Source organism: Gemmatimonadota bacterium (assembly GCA_040882465.1).
In the GTDB taxonomy this organism is placed as follows: Bacteria; Gemmatimonadota; Gemmatimonadetes; order Longimicrobiales; family Gaopeijiaceae; genus JBBEBG01.
Window position 1 is genome coordinate 48,848 of record JBBEBG010000008.1, and the last position, 12,289, is coordinate 61,136.

General features: G+C 64.1%; 12 protein-coding genes. All 12 read right to left on the reverse strand.

From position 1 onward, the window contains the following. Window positions 1-54: 54 nt before the first annotated feature. The 12 genes from WEG36_02515 to WEG36_02570 all read right to left on the reverse strand — a co-directional run bounded on the left by WEG36_02515 (window position 55) and on the right by WEG36_02570 (window position 12,194). Window positions 55-1,017: a hypothetical protein gene (locus WEG36_02515; GenBank protein ID MEX1256469.1), complete on the reverse strand. Its 963-nt coding sequence runs from the start codon at window positions 1,015-1,017 to the stop codon at window positions 55-57. 49 nt (window positions 1,018-1,066) lie between these two features. Further along, complete coding sequence (locus WEG36_02520) at window positions 1,067-1,216, reverse strand: hypothetical protein (protein ID MEX1256470.1); 150 nt, start codon at window positions 1,214-1,216, stop codon at window positions 1,067-1,069. Between the two features lie 77 nt (window positions 1,217-1,293). Continuing rightward, on the reverse strand, window positions 1,294-1,563 hold the full coding sequence (locus tag WEG36_02525) for a cytochrome C oxidase subunit IV family protein (GenBank protein ID MEX1256471.1): 270 nt from the start codon (window positions 1,561-1,563) through the stop codon (window positions 1,294-1,296). 13 nt (window positions 1,564-1,576) lie between these two features. Continuing rightward, window positions 1,577-2,206, reverse strand: coding sequence for a cytochrome c oxidase subunit 3 (locus WEG36_02530; GenBank protein ID MEX1256472.1), 630 nt, complete (start codon window positions 2,204-2,206; stop codon window positions 1,577-1,579). Window positions 2,207-2,217: 11 nt separating this feature from the next. Then, window positions 2,218-3,999, reverse strand: coding sequence for a cbb3-type cytochrome c oxidase subunit I (locus tag WEG36_02535; GenBank protein MEX1256473.1), 1,782 nt, complete (start codon window positions 3,997-3,999; stop codon window positions 2,218-2,220). Window positions 4,000-4,051: 52 nt separating this feature from the next. Then, on the reverse strand, window positions 4,052-4,837 hold the full coding sequence (coxB, locus tag WEG36_02540) for a cytochrome c oxidase subunit II (protein ID MEX1256474.1): 786 nt from the start codon (window positions 4,835-4,837) through the stop codon (window positions 4,052-4,054). Between the two features lie 49 nt (window positions 4,838-4,886). Then, window positions 4,887-5,777 carry a carboxypeptidase regulatory-like domain-containing protein gene (locus WEG36_02545; protein ID MEX1256475.1) on the reverse strand — a complete coding sequence of 297 codons (891 nt, stop codon included), beginning with the start codon at window positions 5,775-5,777 and terminating at the stop codon, window positions 4,887-4,889. 59 nt (window positions 5,778-5,836) lie between these two features. Continuing rightward, complete coding sequence (locus WEG36_02550; protein MEX1256476.1) at window positions 5,837-7,420, reverse strand: c-type cytochrome; 1,584 nt, start codon at window positions 7,418-7,420, stop codon at window positions 5,837-5,839. Continuing rightward, window positions 7,420-8,205, reverse strand: coding sequence for a cytochrome c (locus WEG36_02555; GenBank protein ID MEX1256477.1), 786 nt, complete (start codon window positions 8,203-8,205; stop codon window positions 7,420-7,422). The genes WEG36_02550 and WEG36_02555 overlap by 1 nt, the downstream gene beginning before the upstream one ends. Window positions 8,206-8,212: 7 nt before the next feature. Next, the gene (locus tag WEG36_02560) at window positions 8,213-9,028 is read right to left on the reverse strand and encodes a c-type cytochrome (GenBank protein ID MEX1256478.1); all 816 of its coding nucleotides are present in this window, start codon (window positions 9,026-9,028) and stop codon (window positions 8,213-8,215) included. A gap of 17 nt (window positions 9,029-9,045) precedes the next feature. Beyond that, complete coding sequence (locus WEG36_02565) at window positions 9,046-10,908, reverse strand: cytochrome ubiquinol oxidase subunit I (protein ID MEX1256479.1); 1,863 nt, start codon at window positions 10,906-10,908, stop codon at window positions 9,046-9,048. Between the two features lie 2 nt (window positions 10,909-10,910). Continuing rightward, window positions 10,911-12,194, reverse strand: a complete 1,284-nt coding sequence (locus WEG36_02570; GenBank protein MEX1256480.1) for a radical SAM protein — start codon at window positions 12,192-12,194, stop codon at window positions 10,911-10,913. Between the last annotated feature and the right edge of the window lie 95 nt (window positions 12,195-12,289).

Genomic DNA, 12,289 nt, shown 5'->3' on the forward strand with positions numbered 1-12,289 from the left:
CCCCCCCCCCCCCCCCCCCCCCCCCCCCACCCTTCGTCGCGAGATCCGATCGGGTCAGGAGGTCCGGTCGAAAGGATCAGACGCGAGCGCTTCCCTGAGCTTCGGGTGCCGTTGCCAGAGGTAGATCCCGATCGCCGCCACCGCCAGAACATTTCCCATCGCGATGGACCACCAGGCGATCGGACCCAGGAGAAATTCCGCCACGATCGCGAGCAGTCCCAGGAGGAAGGACTCGAAAGCGACGAAGAGGAGAATCGCGCCGAGGATGATCGGTGGCCTCGATTCGGCTTCCCACGCGATCGCGGAAGCAATGAGCCCGATCACGCCGAAGGTCACGAAGTGGAGGATGGAGTAGCCTCCGACTGTGAAAAAGGTCACCTCGATCATCTCCGTGTTGGAGGCGCCGAGGAGAAGCGCGGAGCCGAGCGCGGCCGGAGTGAAGAGGAGGCGTCCCTGGGTGAGGTCGAAGAAAAAGAACCAGGCCGCGACCGTCACGGCGCCCACGAGCCCCGCTAGGAGCCCTTCCCGAACGATGTCGTGCTCCGCGAGCGCCTCCCACCAGGTGAGCGATCTTACCGTCCCTGTAAGGCGCAGGTAACCCATGATGGTGAGCCCCGCCAGCAGATTCCCCGCCAGCACCTCCACCCAACCCAGCTCTTCCACGACGTCCACGCCCGTAATGTAGATGCTCGCGTAAAAAGCGAGGTCGAAGAGTACGAAGCCGAGAACGACGCCAAGAAGTGTGTTCGGGCCCCACGCCACCGCCATGAAGAGGCGGGTCACGAGAAGACCGATCGCCACGAAGGCCAGGTAGTGAATGACCGTGTAGAGCGCGATACTTCCGGGGCTCGATTCCAGCCCCTCGACACCGAAGAGGGAGTGGGCAAGGAGGGAGGGGGTGTGGAAGGGCTGTCCCAGGGACGCGTCAATGATGAGGAACCAGAGAGCCAGCACCGTCGCGCCGAGCACCCCCGCGATGACTCCTCGTGCCCAGAAACCTTGATTTGCGATCGGCATCTCGGGACCTCCTTCGGTCAGAGTTCGAGGGGATGTGGTGGGCGCGGAGTCAGTCGTCGAGACGCCTCCTGAGGCGCCCGGCGTTCACGTGGCGGCGCAGAATGAAGATCCCGATCCCGAGGGACAGGAGGAGAGGGACCGCGGAGACGATCAGCCCTCCCCAGAACATTCCCACCATCAGCGGATGGTCGCTGTGCATGATCTATACTCCTCGCTCTTCCGGTTCGCCGGCGCCCTCCCCGGCCGGCATGGATCGGGGGCGGCCGGATGGCTCTCTCAAAACTCCTGGATCACCGTGAGGATCAGGATGAAGATCAACGGGATCGGCACCGCGGCGATGATCCAGAGCTTCTTCGGCTCGAACCGCAGGTGCATGTAGTACATCGCGACCAATAAAGCGCTGGTCAGGGACACGATGACGAGGAGGGTCACCGATACGGCCGTCGGAAGCCCCAGCATCATGATTCCCACCTTGCCGAACATGAGAACGGCCAGAACGAACCAGATCAGCATGTACGGCGGGTGAACTTTTTCGGCGGATGCCATTAAACGGCCTCCCTCAGACGAGGTAGACGATGGTGAAGAGGACGATCCAGACCAGGTCCACGAAGTGCCAATAAAGCCCCATGATCTCGACACCGCCCACCTTCTTCGAGTTGAAATGCCCTCCCATGGAGCGGATCAGCACGCCGATCAGGGCGAAGACCCCGATCGTGACGTGGAGCCCGTGAAATCCGGTCATCAGGTAAAAGGTCGAGCCGTAAAGCGGTCCTCCCTCGGCGCTGTAATTGGCGGCGACCGGGATGAATCCGTCGGCCGCCAGGTGAATGTATTCATACACCTGGACCCCGACGAACGTGCTTCCGAGGAGGATCGTGGCGACCAACCAGAGCTGGAGCCCCTTCTGGTCGTCATGTTCCAGCGCGGCGAAGGCCTTCACCATCGTGACGGATGAACAGATCAGGACGAAGGTGTTGATCGCCGTCAGGGGGACGTTGAGCACCTCGCCCGGATAGGCCCACTGCTCCGGATGGGCGAACCGGAGAATGACGTAGGCTCCGATGAGCGAGGTGAAGAACATGATCTCCGAAAGGAGGAAGATCCACATCCCGAGCTTCATGGTATAAAACTCGACCCCGGGCTCGGGACGCCGCTGGTCCATCGGGATCGCGGCTGCGTGACTCGTCATCGGCGTCTCTCTCAGTGCGAAGTGGAGGCGGAGGTGTGGTGCGGCGCCACGGACGAATCCGGCGGATCCGTCTGGAGAATGAAGTCCTCGCGGGCGCCGGGAACGCTGTATTCATACGGACCCCGGTAAACGACCGGCATCCGCTCGAAGTTGCCGTGAGGCGGAGGTGAAGGTGCGCTCCACTCGATGGAATTCGCTCGCCATGGATTCGGGCCGGCCTTCTTCCCCTTCCAGATCGAGAGGAGGAAGTTCGCCGCGAAGATGAACTGGAAAGCGAAGAGCACGAATACCGAATAAGAGATGAAGACGTTCCAGGGTTGGAGCGGCTGCAGGTACGCGTATAGCGTCGGGTCGTAGAGACGCCGCATCATCCCCTGGAGCCCGATTCCGTGCATCGGGAAGAATGCCAGGTTGTAAGCGATGAAGGTCCCAATGAAGTGGATCTTTCCCCAGGTCTCGTTCATCAACGTCCCGAACAACTTCGGATACCAATAGGTGATCCCCGAGAAGATCGCGAAGAGGCTTCCTCCGAAGAGGACGTAGTGGATGTGCGCCACGATGAAGTAGGTGTCGTGGATCGGGATATCCACCGGCGTGGACGCCATGAACACTCCCGAGAGTCCTCCGATGATGAAAAGGGCGACGAAGGCCACGCTGTGCAGGAAGGGAGTCGTGAAATGGATGTTCCCCTTCCAGAGTGTGCCGAGCCAGTTGAACACTTTGATGGCGGAGGGGACCGCGATGACGATCGTGGTGAACATGAACGTCATCCCGAGCCTCGGGTTCATCCCGCTCATGAACATGTGGTGTCCCCACACGATCCAGCTCAGGAGCGCGATCGCCGCGATGGCGAAGACCATCGAGTGGTATCCGAATACGGGCTTCCTTGCCCCGTTTGCGATCACCTCGGAGACAATCCCCATCGCGGGGAGGATGAGGATGTAAACCTCGGGGTGGCCGAAGTACCAGAAGAGGTGCTGCCAGAGGAGAGGCTCACCGCCGAGTTCCGGCTTGAAAAAGGTCGTCCCGAGCGTCTGATCCGTGAGGAGCATGATCAGCCCTCCCGCGAGGATCGGCATCGCGAGGAGGACGAGAATCGCCGTGATGAAAAGCGCCCAGACGGTGAGCGGGAGGCGGAACCAGGTGAGCCCCGGGGCCCGCAGGTTGATGATGGTCGTGATGTAGTTTACGGCTCCCGTGATGGACGAGAAGCCGAGGAGGAAAAGAGAGATCAGCCAAAGTTGTTGGCCGAGGTAGACGCCGGTGAATTCGCCCGACGTCGAGAGTGGTGCGTACGAGGTCCACCCCGCGCCCGCCGCTCCTCCTTCCACAAAAAAGCTCGCGAGCATGATGAAGCCGGCCGGCACCGCGAGCCAGAACGAGAACATGTTCAGCTTCGGGAAGGCCATGTCGGCCGCGCCGATCTGAAGGGGGATCAGCAGGTTCCCGAACACTCCGACGAGCAGCGGCATGATCGCGAAGAAGATCATGAAGGTCCCATGCATCGTCACGAGCGAGTTGTAAAACTCCGGGAGAATGATCCCGCCGGGAGCCATCGTCTCGGGAAGGATGTCCACCGGGAGGGGCGTTCCCGGAAAGCCGAGCTGCCACCGCATCACGGTGGCGAGCGTCCCCCCCAGGAGGAGGAAGAGGAGGCTCATGAAGAGGAATTGCTTCCCGATCGTCTTGTGGTCGGTCGAGAAGATATACTTCCGGACGAAGGAGAGCTCCTCATGGTGCTCTCCCGCGAAGGGAAGGAGGTCGTAGTCCGTTTTTGTGGCCACGTGACTCATGTTTGTTTCCGGCTCCCTTGGCGCGTGTTCATCGTTGGTTCCCAGTTCCCCTTCAGAAATCTCCGTGCTCGTGCATGGGAGTTGCGGCGCCTTCCGCGAGGCCGGATGTCACCGCGCCGTTCCCCGCCTCCGCACCGATATCCAACGACGCCAGTACGCCGCCGAGCACCGCCTGGCGCGCCGCGACCTGGGTCGCCTCCCATGCTTCGAACTCGGCCTGGGGTTGGACCGCCACGATGCCGTCCATCGTGGAGTGCCCGGTGCCGCACAGCTCCGCGCAGCCGAGCGTGTATTCGCCCGTCTGTATGGCCTCGAACCAGATGGGGATGACCATCCCCGGGACGGCGTCCTGCTTCAGCCTGAAGTCGTAAACGAAGAAAGAGTGGATTACGTCCTCGGAGGCGAGGTGGATGAGGATCGGCCGGTCCACGGGGACGTTCATGCGATTCAGGAGAGTGAAGTCGTCGGCGGTCTCGAACTGGCCGTCCGCCCCCGCGTAGCGGGTCTCCCACTCGAACTGTCGTGCCGTCAGCATGACTTCGTAACTGTCCGCCGGGAACACCTCCGGATTTTTGATCCGGTTCCAAACCGGCGCGCTCATGAAGGCCAGCACCACAACGATGACGAAGGGAACCGCGGTCCAAATGACCTCGGCCTTCGTGCTTCCGTGAATGTATTCGGCGCGTTGTCCCTCGCGATGCCGGTACCTGAAGAGGAAGTACACGAGGAGCAGTTCCGTGCCGAAGAACACGGCGCCGGTGATGACCAGGATGATGTAATAAATCCGGTCTATGTCCGGCCCGAAGGTGGACACGCTTGGGTCTAGCAGCCAATCCATTCGCTTGATCTCCCCGTCACCGAGTGTGAACGCGCTTCCCGCCGAACCCTTACTGATCCGCTCCCGTCACCGCGGGAGCGTACCCGGCCGCCGCGAGCTCTTCCGGAGTATGGAAGTGCGGGTCGATCGGTTCACCCAGAGGCACGACCGCGTTTGCGAGCATCGCCTCTGTGAAGGAAAAGGAGACCGTGGCGGTCTGGCCGGTCGCCACCGTCACCGTCGCCTCCTGCGTGCCGAGCCGGGAGTGCCACGCCTCGAGGACGTATTCGCCCGGAGGGAGATTTCGGAGGTCGAAGGTGCCCCCCGCGTTCGAGACGGCGTGGTAAGGATGGGCCACGACTCCCACGTACGAGTTCATCCACCCATGCACGTCGCATTGGATGGGGACCATGACCTCGGGCTGGGCGAGGGTCCGGTCCGTCGTCATGTTGACCGGCTGAGTGATGTTGAAGCCCCGGTTCACCGTCGGGCTCGCCGAGATGTTATGGAGGAGCCCGTCCGAGTTCTGGAAGGTGAGGGTCTGGTTCACCATCACCCCCGAGACGTGAGGGAGGTACTGACAGCCGTCTTGGTTGATCAGCGTCGCCTCGGCCGGGACGGGGAAGCTCATCCCCTCGAGCCCCTCTTTCACGTAGACGAAGACATCGCCCAGATGGCCGGCGCTCACCTTGAAGCTTTCGGTCATCGCGGGCGTCGCATGTTTCGCCGCGCAGGTCGGCTCCGAGGTCATGTCGATCGGTGTATCCGCCGGAGCCGTGCCTTCGAACATCACCATCCCGGTAACGTGTCCCGCGGTCGCCATGTCGAAGGGCGCCTCCGTAGCGCCACCACCGGCAGCGCCGCCCGCGGCGTCACCTCCGTCACCTCCGCCACATCCAGCGAGCGCCCCGACCACGACGAGCGGGGTCAACGTGTGTAACACCTTCTCATGGATCTTCATGGCTCATCCCCTCCAGGGTGAGTTGAGTGGTCGAATCTGGCCTCGGAATCCGAGGTTTCTCAGGAGCCCATGCGCTTCAGGCCCTCGCGCTCCCGGCGTTGGGCGCGGCCCACGACGAATAACCCCAGCCCGCCCGTCACGAGGAATGCGAGGAGAGGGGTCACGTACGTGGACGCCGGTACTTCTTCCTCCGGATAGATATAGTACCAGGAGCTGATGGCGCCCCGGGCTCCTGCCTCGCCGTTGTCGCCGTCCCAGGCGAAAAGGGCGAAGGGAATCGCCCGGCCCACCTCGAATCGCAGCTCGTTTTCGACGTCGGTGGGCTCGAAGCTCCGACGAAGGAGGAGCTGCCACTGGCCGTCCGCCCACTGCGCCTCGGCGGTCACACCGCCCGGGCCGCTGGATCGGATCGCGTTGATCCCGTTGGCAACTCCGCGTTCCACCCGGGCTTCGTCGCTCCGCCACTGCCAGAGGAAGACGGGCGTACGCGCGTCCCCCATGAGGAAGTAGGGGAGGTCCATCCCCTCCGGGATCTCGTTCCCCCACTGCACGGTGAGTCGGTCCGGCCGGGGACCTGGAGCCAGATCTCCGTCCTCCCGCGGTTCCATCGCCGCGAGGACTCGGGCTTGCCAGTCCGTCGTCCAGACCGGATCAGGGCTCAGTGACCGGTCGTTCCAGGTCAGCTTGAGGACGAGCTCGTATCCGTCATGCATTCCCTGAACCCAGACGGTGTTCACCGAAGGGTCGAACCATCGGGGGCGCGCGACGATCTGGCCGACGAGGGGGACGTATGCGGGCTCCAACTCGTCCCACCGCGGATCTGCGAGGTCGTTGGGGATGAGGCCGGGGTCCACGCGCTGGATGCGAATGACCTCGCGCGGAGCCGGAGTCCGTTCCGGAGAGAGGCTCCGCACGTAGTGCGCCAGGCTCCAGAGCTGTTCCTCCGTCATGAATCCGGCATCAATGAGGTCTGAAAACTGCGCCATCGGGGTCCCGTCGAGGCCGGTGCGGAGACGTCGGTAGATGTTCTCGACCGTACCGCCCCCATTAAATCGCCAGTTCTGAGTGAGGTCGGCCGCGCGGATCGGACTTCCCCAATCGTCTTCGAGAGGTGGGGCGGAGGAGCCGTCGCCCCGTCCCGCCTGCCCATGACACTGGAAACATTCGATCGAATCGTAGAAGATGCGCCCTTCGGCGATTCGGTCCGCGGACGAGCCCGACGCCCCCCCGAACTCGAGCGGAGTCGGCACGGGCAGGGTCTCGAACGGTGGATAAAAGGACTTTACATGCGCGACGAGTGCCTCCCGGTCCGAAGCTGGAAGTTGTCCCTCCCATCCGGGCATCGTGGTTCCCGGCATCCCGACATTGATGACGTGCAGGATGTCTGCGTCCGAGGGGATGTCACCGGTGGCCGTCGTGCGGACCTGGTAGATGCCGCGCGTGAAGTCGCGGGGGCGCGGCAGCATTCGAGCCGCCGCGGAACCATCCCCGGTCCCTTCGATTCCGTGGCAGGAGGCGCACCAGCGCTCGTAGACTTCCTGGCCGTGCGCCAGGTCCTGCGCCGCAACCGGCGCGGCGGTGAACGGAGCAACGGCGAGCAGGGCGGCGATGGTCGCAAGAGCCCTGAGCGGGGAGGTGCGCATCACCCTTCCTCCTCTTCTTCCCAGGTCCTGGGGGCCACCCCGGCCTGCTCATAGAGGAAAAGCGTCACGGCCCAGATCTCTTCGGCGGTGAGGAACTCCTCCCAGGCGGGCATCGCGGAATTCCAGGGAGCGCCTTCGCGAGGAAGCCCCGGTCCACCCTTCGCGATCCGCCAGAAGACGAAGCTCTCGGTGAGCTGTGCGATCGTGCCGCCGCCGCGCAAGGGAAGGGGAGTCGGGTTGAATCCGGCGGCGTAGTGCCCGGCTCCGTCGAGGTAATCTCCGTGGCAGGGCATGCAGTTCTGGTAGTAGATCTCCTTTCCGAGCTCGTACGCCGCCTCGGGCGCCATCTCCTCGTGGAGCGGATTCTCGAGCCCGTTGAGGACCATCGTCTCACCCCGGAAGGTGATCTGGGGCGGGGGTGCCGGGTGGACCGAGCGGAGGGAGGCGGGCGCGGCGATCTTCGGTCGAACCGTGTCGTAAGCGCCGAAGGCCACGAGGGCCGGAATCGCGAGCAGGAAAACGGATCGGAGCCCCTTCTTTTCCGGCTGGACCATCACCGCCTGGATCGGCTCCTTGAACTCTTTCCACCGTTCCTCGTTGCTGCTGACCCAGACGAGGAGTCCGACCGTCACGGTGAGCATGTACTGGAGGATCACCGTGCTCGGGACGGGGGCGCTCGCCACGCCGACGAAGGGCGGGAGATACGGAATCCCGACCTTGACGAGTGCGTAGGCGATGGCCAGGACGAAGGCGGCCTGCCAGAACGGGTGTCGGATGAAGCTCATCGTCTCCTCACTGGAGCCCACTCAGGTGTCGAACCACGGCCTCGAGCTGACCGGCCGTGAGCTGGCTTCCAAAGGTCGCGGGCATGATTCCGGACATCTGTTCGAAACCCACGGCCATCGAAGCGGCCGGGTCGAGAATCGCGGTGCGGAGCTGTTCCGCGCTGAGTCGGCTGCCGATGCCGTCGAGGGGGGGACCCAGGGCCACCCCCTGTCCGCCGATCTGGTGGCACATGACGCAAAGCGTCTGCGTGATTTGGACGGGATCCTCGCCGGCGACCGCGGGTCCGGCCGCGGCCCCACCCCCTGCCGGGGCACCACCGGCCACGGACCCCGTGGCCCCCACCGCGTCCGCCTGGATGTCGGCCGCGGTGACCGTCACCTCTCCCCCGTTCGATTCGAGGTACGCGACGATCGCCCAGACCTGTTGAGAGTCCATGGTCCGTGCGACGGACGGCATGATCGGGGGATATTCGTCCACGAGGTGGGTCGTGGGATCGGAGAGCGCCTGATGCAGATAGTCCTTGCAGGCCAGGCCGGGAACTCGATTTCCGCATCGCGCGCCGATAGTTCCCTGGCCCCGGTAGTCGGTGAGGAGGTTCGGAGCGCGCGCCCCGGGAGACTCCGCGTGGCAGGCGGTGCACCCGCCCGCTCCCTCGTATAACGAGAGCCCCACATCCACGAGCTCCTCCGCGGTCACGTCCGCCCCGAAGTCCGCTTCCGCCGGCACCTCCGACTGGACCTGCGGGATCGCGTTCGCGACCAGAGTATAGAACCCGATCGTCCCGAGAACGAGGGCGATGATCTTCAAATCCACCGAACCCATGCGTGTGTCTCCCTCGCTCAGTGGCCAGGGGCCGGGTGGAGGCCTGAGCCGAGTCCGGGCTCGGCATCGGGGTTGTTTCCCGTCGTGCTCGCCAGCGGTGCCGCTCCGGGCGGGGCCTTCGCCGTCGTCAGCTCCGGCTTCGCGATCATCCCCCCGATCCAGAAGACGAAAGAGATCATCGCGAGGAAGACGAGGACGCAGGCGCTGATGATCTGCGCCGCGTACCCGAGCGCCGGTGTCGCCGCATATTCACTCGTGTCTCGGATGACTTCGTAGACATGCCAATGCTGGCGGATCCCGCTCCGCGCGAAGCCCATGAGCCCCATCAGCCAGGTGAAGGTCACGAGCAGCACAAAAAGCGCGTATTGGGAGCGCGGCGGCATTTTCCCCCATTGGATCGCGCCGCGCGACTGGGCCCCGCGCGCAATGAGGACATCGAGCGTCAGGACCGCGATGATCGTGAAGAGGACCGCAAGTACCTGGTAGACTGAAAAGCCGATTCGCACGATCGCGGGGACGAAGTAGCCGTAGACGCCATAAAAGAGGACGATTCCCGCGCACACCGCGAGGAGGATCCCCTGCGTCATCGTCCCCGTCCCCGCCCAGCTCACCGTCGGATTCTTGTTGGCGCGCCGGTAGAGGAGGAAGGAGAGGAAGGTCGTGAGGATCATGAGGTTCACCGCAGTATTCTTCGCGCTCATGACCCCGAGGACTCCGAGGAAGGGGTGGTGCGTCCCCCCCATCGCTGCCAGCTCCTCACGGTCGGCGATCATCGAGTGGGGAGTCGCCCATACGATCACGCCGAGGACGAGGATGAGGAGCATCCACTTCGTATAAGGGGCGAAGCGCTCACCCCCGGGAATCCGGCCAAGTCCCAGCCAGAGGTAGTAATTTCCGGCGAGGAAGAGGATGCCAATGAGGAAGGCCTGGACGATCCAGAGCCAGCTCATGAAGCCCCCCATCATCGTGACGCCCATCTGTTGGTTGTACTCGTAAATCTCCCGCCCCAGATAGTATCCGGCGAAGGGGAGGACGAGGAATACGCCGATGGCGATGAAGTTTCCGACGTATCCCATCCAGTCGTAGTGCGCCCGCTCCTCGTCCGACGTTGCCTTGAGGAAGCGGTAACCCGCGTAGGCCGCGACGACCGCGCCCCCAAAAACCGCGTTCGCGATCAGGCGGTGGATGTTGATCGGCATCCAGGTTGCGTTTGCGAATGCGCTCCAGAACTGGACGGTGGCAGGGGCCGTATCGGGGGTGAGGTCGCCGGGAGGGCTCATCATAAAGGTGAGCCAGGAGTTCGCGATGAACATCACGACCGTGCCCCAGACATTCAGGAGAATCCCCATCCCCCAGTGCCCGAGCTTCGCGCGTCCCGCCTTCCAGTGATCCCATCCATAGTAGTAGATGTACAGCGTCGCCGACTCGGCAAAAAATAGTCCGGCGTAAATCCACATCGAGATCCGGAAGACCTCGCTCATGTAGCTCCAGAGCGCCGGGTAGAGCGTCGTCAGGAGGAAGACGAAGAGCCCGCCGAGGAGCGCCGTCGCGCTGTAGGCGACGAGGAGGAGGCGGGTGAACTCCTTCGCGAGCTTGTCGTAGCGGGCATCCTTCCCCCAGATCCCGATCGCCTCGGCGATCACCGCGAACATGGGGACGCCAAGAACGAAAGCGGCGAACATGAGATGCACCTGAGCGACGATCCAGACCGCCGCGCGGCTTCCCACGAACGGAGCGTCCGCGCCGTAGGTCGGAGGGGTGTAACCCTGGGCGAGGAGGGGGCCGGCCATGCCCGCGAGCAACACGATTCCCGAAAGGAGGACGGCGGCCAGGACCCTTCCGGGCGCCAACCCGGCGTCGAATCTCGACGATTCCTTCATCACTAAGCTTCCCCCCCGCGTCGGAGGAAAAATGGGAGACGCTTCGAAAAATCCACCGGCATGTTTCTCCGCACCTCGGCCATCACCTCGAGGTCCACGCGCTCGTATCCGCGCTCCCGCGCGAAACTTTCCACGCGGGAAGTCACGACGCCACGAACGAAGCTCGGAATCCGGCGCATCCGCTCCTCCGCTTCAGCGCTCCAGGGGAGTGTTGGTTCGCTCGCCGCGCCGTAAGTGACGGCCCGTGCCGGCTCGAAGACCGGCCTGTTCCCCGGGGGATCGTAGGCGCAAGAGTCGTCCGGCCCGAGGAGATCCCCCGTCATCGCGTACGCCCGCGCGCGGCATCCTCCGCAGACGGAGCGGAACTCGCAGGCTCCGCAGCGTCCCCCGAGCTCGCCGTGGCGAAGCGCGTGGAAGACGGAGGACCGCTCCCAGACCTCGCGGAATCCGGTCTCGCGCAGATCTCCCGCGACGACCGGTGTGTACGGGCAGGGGGTGAGCTTTCCCTCGGGCGTGATGCGGCAGTATTGGACCCCGCAGGGGCAGCGCGTCCGGTAGTTCAGGAGGGGCGACTCCGGGTCACCCTGGAGGACGTGGCGCATCAGCTGGGGCTGGCACTTGGAGCGAATCATCATCCGACCGCGATACTCGCATTCGAGCGAGACGAGCTCCTCCAGGACACCTTCGTTTTCTTCAGGGGAGAGCCCCTTCATCGCCTCGCCTCGTCCCGTGGGGACGAGGAAATAGAGATTGAAGGAGACTGCGCCCTCATCGGCGGACCAGGCAACGAGGTCGCGGAGCTCGCTCCGGTTTCCTCGGGTCAGGCTCGTCTGGACGATGAAATCGAGACCGGCTTCGCGGAGGCGTCGGACCGCGCCCAACGTCTCCGTGAGGGCGCCCTGCCCATGCCGGAATCGGTCGTGATACTCATTGCGAAGCGAGTCCACGCTGATCGCGACCCCGGTGACGCCGGCTCCTTGCAAGGAGGCGATGCGAGGTCCGGTCAGGCGGGTCCCGTTCGTTCCGACGACCACCGTCGCCCCCGCCGTCGAGGCGTGGCGGGCGATCTCCTCGAGGTCCTCCCGGAGGAGGGGCTCCCCGCCGGAGAGGATCATCACGGGATTCGGGTTCACTTCAAGGATTTCGTCCAGAATCCGGTGGCACTCCGCCGTCGAAAGCTCGCCCTCGGCGGCATGCCACGATCCCGCGGAGATGTAGCAGTGCGAGCATGCGAGATTGCACCGCTTCGTGAGATTCCAGGCCACGACATGGGGGAGGAAAGGCACCCCCTCGCCGAAATGGGGTGCCGAATCGAGGAACGCGGCGGTGGCCGGGCCCCGTGTCCACCCTGGAGCGCAAGCTCCGTCGCGGGAGGAATCCA

Bases quoted from the DNA above. Each gene is read 5' to 3' on its own strand.
- WEG36_02515 (MEX1256469.1), bottom strand. From the start codon at position 1,017: ATGCCGATCGCAAATCAAGGTTTCTGGGCACGAGGAGTCATCGCGGGG.
- WEG36_02520 (MEX1256470.1), bottom strand. From the start codon at position 1,216: ATGCACAGCGACCATCCGCTGATGGTGGGAATGTTCTGGGGAGGGCTG.
- WEG36_02525 (MEX1256471.1), bottom strand. From the start codon at position 1,563: ATGGCATCCGCCGAAAAAGTTCACCCGCCGTACATGCTGATCTGGTTC.
- WEG36_02530 (MEX1256472.1), bottom strand. From the start codon at position 2,206: ATGACGAGTCACGCAGCCGCGATCCCGATGGACCAGCGGCGTCCCGAG.
- WEG36_02535 (MEX1256473.1), bottom strand. From the start codon at position 3,999: ATGAGTCACGTGGCCACAAAAACGGACTACGACCTCCTTCCCTTCGCG.
- coxB (MEX1256474.1), bottom strand. From the start codon at position 4,837: ATGGATTGGCTGCTAGACCCAAGCGTGTCCACCTTCGGGCCGGACATA.
- WEG36_02545 (MEX1256475.1), bottom strand. From the start codon at position 5,777: ATGAAGATCCATGAGAAGGTGTTACACACGTTGACCCCGCTCGTCGTG.
- WEG36_02550 (MEX1256476.1), bottom strand. From the start codon at position 7,420: ATGCGCACCTCCCCGCTCAGGGCTCTTGCGACCATCGCCGCCCTGCTC.
- WEG36_02555 (MEX1256477.1), bottom strand. From the start codon at position 8,205: ATGAGCTTCATCCGACACCCGTTCTGGCAGGCCGCCTTCGTCCTGGCC.
- WEG36_02560 (MEX1256478.1), bottom strand. From the start codon at position 9,028: ATGGGTTCGGTGGATTTGAAGATCATCGCCCTCGTTCTCGGGACGATC.
- WEG36_02565 (MEX1256479.1), bottom strand. From the start codon at position 10,908: ATGAAGGAATCGTCGAGATTCGACGCCGGGTTGGCGCCCGGAAGGGTC.